The 3409-nt window shown below is 45.8% G+C and carries 4 protein-coding genes; all 4 read left to right on the top strand.

All coding sequences use genetic code 11. From position 1 onward, the window contains the following. Nucleotides 1-302 precede the first annotated feature (302 nt). Genes PHP87_RS11520 through PHP87_RS11505 form a run of 4 tightly spaced genes read left to right on the top strand, consistent with a single transcriptional unit; the run spans nt 303 to nt 3215 of the window. Entirely contained in the window at nt 303-860 is a 558-nt protein-coding gene (locus PHP87_RS11520; RefSeq protein ID WP_299921517.1) for a sigma-70 family RNA polymerase sigma factor, read from the top strand. Beyond that, a complete protein-coding gene (locus tag PHP87_RS11515) occupies nt 857-1336 on the top strand; it encodes a hypothetical protein (RefSeq protein WP_299921515.1) in 480 nt (159 codons plus the stop codon). The genes PHP87_RS11520 and PHP87_RS11515 overlap by 4 nt, the downstream gene beginning before the upstream one ends. Further along, the gene (locus tag PHP87_RS11510) at nt 1336-2253 is read left to right on the top strand and encodes a hypothetical protein (protein ID WP_299921513.1); all 918 of its coding nucleotides are present in this window, start codon (nt 1336-1338) and stop codon (nt 2251-2253) included. Before PHP87_RS11515 ends, PHP87_RS11510 begins: the two co-directional genes overlap by 1 nt. Then, nucleotides 2250-3215 carry a hypothetical protein gene (locus PHP87_RS11505; RefSeq protein ID WP_299921511.1) on the top strand — a complete coding sequence of 322 codons (966 nt, stop codon included), beginning with the start codon at nt 2250-2252 and terminating at the stop codon, nt 3213-3215. Before PHP87_RS11510 ends, PHP87_RS11505 begins: the two co-directional genes overlap by 4 nt. The last annotated feature ends 194 nt before the right edge of the window (nt 3216-3409 follow it).

Genomic DNA, 3409 nt, shown 5'->3' with positions numbered 1-3409 from the left:
ATCTTAAGGTCTGTCCCCGCCACACCTACCACATTAAAACGAGATTTCTTTTCGCCCTGTTCCACTTTTCTGCGTTCACGAACAAAGATTTTAGCTTTTCCCATCTTTTTCTCCCCTTTTTCTAATTTTTTTATCTATAGTATATACATTATAGCTTCATTGTACGCTAACTCCAAAATATGAACAATGCCCATTATCTTCCGCGAACCCCTTATGATAGTTCACCCTTCCATTGAAAATATTTTTTTTGAACTGCAGGGTTTTTTCTTTTTTTATCGTTATTATTAATGAATGGGAAGGGGGTGGTCAAGGTTTGCCCAGATGAACTGTGGATAGAAGGTTTCCAGGGCCAAGATATACAAGCATTCGAGGTATTGATTAATCAGTATAAAGCCTATATTTTTGCTATTATTCTACGTTTTGTAAGTAACCCGGAAGATGCCCAGGATATTGCCCAGGAAGTATTTTTACAGCTTTACCGTTCTCTTCCCGAATGCCAACCTGACCACCTGAAAACCTGGATAGGGCGAGTTACCACCAATAAGGCCATTGATTGGAAACGCAAGCGAGCCCGGCAGCTTGCACTGCTGGAGAGTGATATGGAAAGGCAGGCAACACCCGCTGTTATGGATATGGGGCCTGAGCAAATGCTTGTGCAAAAGGAAAGGGAAGCATCTATTAAAGAGCTTTGCCGGGGCCTGCCTCCCCGCTACAGCGGAGTAATAATAAAATACTATTTTGAGAACAAGCCCTACCAAGAAATTGCCCGGGAAGAAGGCATAAGTTTGAAAACCGTAGAGTCCCGCCTCTACCGGGCGCGAAGGCTCTTGCGTGAACGATGGGAGGAGGGAGCGGAATGACGCATTTCAGCCCGGAGGAATGGCGAACTTATGGAAAAGGACCAACCAAAGAAAAAGATGTTTTAATGGAAAAACATTTGCTGGATTGTGATGCTTGTTTGCAGTTGTTCCTGGATAGCATAGACGATCAGGCAGTAGAAGAGGCCAGGGCTCTCATCCCCCCTGACTTTACCGCGCGAACCTGTGGCTTGCTCAGAACAAATGCCCGGAAGGAAGAGCGCCGTCCGGGTCGCTCTCAAAGAAAAAGGCTTTTAGCCTGCTACGCAGTAGCCGCAGCCATTACCATTATGCTCTGTGGCGGCGGGGTATTTCAATCATGGAGCGATACGAGCAGAATGAATTTACATTATAATCCTACAGCACAAACTGTCGGTAAGTATGAAGACATCCTTTTTAACTGGCCGGCCCGCTTGCAGGAAATAAGCAACGGATGGCTCAACAATATGGAAATAGAAAAACATAAGGAGGTTAAGTAGTGAAGAAAAAAAGCAAGTTCCTAGTATTTATTCTATCGCCGCTTCCTGGCCTCAGCCATCTCTATCTGGGCTGGAGCAGACGAGCCCTGGTCTTTTTCAGCGTTTTCCTGGGGCTTGGTATTGGCGCCATAACTATGGGAAATATCAGCTATCAGACCAGTAATATGATCGGCCCGCTCATCTTTTTTGTTATAGCCTTGCTCTGGTTTGTAGCCCTGGCAGAAGCCCTGCACCTGGCCGGACAAAATATTGAACCCGGCCCTGACAGCGATGAAGCCCGGATATTTAATAGCGAGGAGACGGGTTTACTTTTTATCAGCGACCGGAAGCTGATAGCCCTGGCCTTTTCAGCTATCCCGGGAGCCGGGCATATGTACCTGGGATTAATAAAACAGGGAGCGCAATTGATGGCCGGATTTTTCTTCATATTGCTTCTGTCCGGCTGGTTGAATCTAAACCTTTTAGGTTTTGTTATACCGGTTATTTGGTTTTACAGCGTTTTCGACATCTATCATCTGCTGGAAGACGAGGAAGAAGTACAACTGGAATCCTCCACCCTTTTCGACTGGTTTTCCACCCATCCGGGCTGGCTGGGCTGGGGATTGATTGCCCTGGGCTTGCTGGTTATTGTACAGCGCATTGCCAGCCCTGCTTTAGCGCAGTTATTAAGTGAAAGTTTGCGTAGTTACATTGAAACTAGCTTTATCGCCTTGATATTGATTGCCGGGGGAATCAAGCTATTGCTGGGCAGCAAAGCGGAAGAGCTCGGCGAGGGAGCAAATGCTTTGCCCGCCACACGAATTGAGGCAGAAAAAGCAGACGAAAGTGCTTTCCCGGATAAAACTAATGAAGAGATAGTAATCGAGAATACTCCCAGCGATAAGCTTAATGAAGAAAGAGAGGAGGAATTGCCATGAGACAATGGCGGATAGGTACCTTTTCCATGGGTTTGCTCTTATTCTGCACCGGTATCGGCCTCCTATACGCCCAATTCCAGCCAGCCCCGGTAGTAAGCAGCATCTTGAAGTGGTGGCCGGTAATTTTCATTATATTAGGTGTTGAGGTATTGTTGCAAAGCTATCTTAATAAAAGTGAAGAAAGCAGGATCAAGTATGATATCTTCAGCATTTTTATAATCTTTTTCATCGTCATGGGCGGTATGGGGCTACAAGCTGCCGGTAAAGTGGGATTGAGCAACTACATCCAGGAGAATATCACTGCAAAACATTACAATTTACCGACGAACCATGAAATTGCCTTGGATAAGGATATCCAGAAAGTAGTAGTTGAAGCTGCTGGTGGCCCGCGTTTAAAAGTCAGAACCGGTAGGGGAGATTCCATACAATGCCATGCCAAAGTCGAGATAAGAGCCCAATCTGAAGCCCAGGCCCGGCAGCTGCTGCAAGGAAAAACTCCGCTTAATACTCGAAGAAATGGCCATACCCTGTACCTGAACCTGGGTTTCTCCCCGGCCAACAACTGTTATTGTGTAGCTTATTCCTTGATCCTGCCGGAAAGACTGGCGGTGGAAGTGGAGCATGGTGATACCCCCGTGCAAATAACTGCGGGACATATCAGCAATGATTGGCTTATCCGGGGAGATGGGGATTTAAACATTACTCTGGCCCCGCAATCCAATCTAATGCTCTACGCTCTTGTACCCCCCAATCAACAGCTGAAAGGCAACATAAACTGGACTTCCCCGGATGGAAAGCCTCTTAAAGTTGATCTTCAAAAAGAAAAGGATTGGCAAGAAGAGTCCCGACCAGGTGAAGAAGCTATTCAAGCTCAAGCCCAACTGGGGGAGGGACGCTACAAGATGACGATTATCCATCAAAGGCATGAAGGGAATGAAATAAGCGTTAACCAGCTTCCCTGAGCCAAATCCATGATAGTGTGAAAATATTAGAAATATCCTGTAAGTTTGGCATAAATTTATCGTAAAAAAAGACATGACGTTTTTTTCCCTGGAATAAAATAACCGGGGGACTTCATGATTACAAAAAAATCGAGTAGCACAGATGGAGGTTAAGCTTGTGAAGTTGGAGTTAGAGGGAACGGATTCTAAATGGA

This window comes from Syntrophomonas sp. (assembly GCF_028707975.1).
GTDB lineage: Bacteria > Bacillota > Syntrophomonadia > Syntrophomonadales > Syntrophomonadaceae > Syntrophomonas.
Note: the sequence above shows the minus strand (reverse complement) of the source record. Positions and strands in the feature narration are given on the sequence as shown.

What these genes read in the sequence shown, in the direction of transcription:
- PHP87_RS11505 (WP_299921511.1), top strand. Translation starts at nt 2,250, where the DNA reads ATGAGACAATGGCGGATAGGTACCTTTTCCATGGGTTTGCTCTTATTC.
- PHP87_RS11515 (WP_299921515.1), top strand. Translation starts at nt 857, where the DNA reads ATGACGCATTTCAGCCCGGAGGAATGGCGAACTTATGGAAAAGGACCA.